The organism is Pseudomonas morbosilactucae, from assembly GCF_023241715.1.
GTDB lineage: Bacteria > Pseudomonadota > Gammaproteobacteria > Pseudomonadales > Pseudomonadaceae > Aquipseudomonas > Aquipseudomonas morbosilactucae.
In genome coordinates this window covers 1-595 of the sequence record NZ_JALQCW010000127.1, presented here as the reverse complement: position 1 = coordinate 595, position 595 = coordinate 1, and the positions used below count along the sequence as shown (strand labels likewise).

General features: G+C 60.0%; 1 protein-coding gene. It reads left to right on the top strand.

Going from position 1 to position 595, the window contains the following annotated elements:
- Window positions 1-595 (top strand): calcium-binding protein (locus M1B34_RS33075; protein WP_425273566.1); only part of this gene is annotated, 595 nt, incomplete at both ends.

Sequence of the window (595 nt, the reverse complement as noted above, 5' to 3'; positions counted from 1 at the left end):
AACCTGGATGCCACCGACACCGGCACCCTGGCCATCAACCTGACCGGCAACGCGGCGGCCAACATCCTGATAGGCAGTGACGGTGCCAACATCCTCGATGGCAAGGCTGGCATCGACACCTTGATCGGCGGTTTGGGCGATGACACCTACGTGGTCGATTCAGTCAGCGAGCTGGGTCTGATCCAGGAGTTGCAGAACGAGGGTGTCGACACACTGCGCGTCACTTACCTGAACAGCGGCACCCAGGCCCAGACCATCAACCTCAACGACCCCAGCCTGCAGTACATCGATAACCTCAGTGTGCTGGGCACCGGCTTGTTCAACCTCACCGGTAACGCACTGGACAACCTGTTGATCGGCAATGCCTCGGCCAACACCCTGATCGGCGGGCTGGGCAATGACACCCTGGACGGCAAAAAGGGCGCTGACACCCTGATCGGTGGCGACGGTGATGACACCTATTATGTCTACAGCAACCTGGACCAGGTGCAGGAAGGGCTCGATGGTGGCACCGACACCGTCAATGTCATGGCCTACGCTGGCAACAGCTATACCCTGGTCGGCAACATTGAAAACGCCGTGGTGCTGGCCAGCG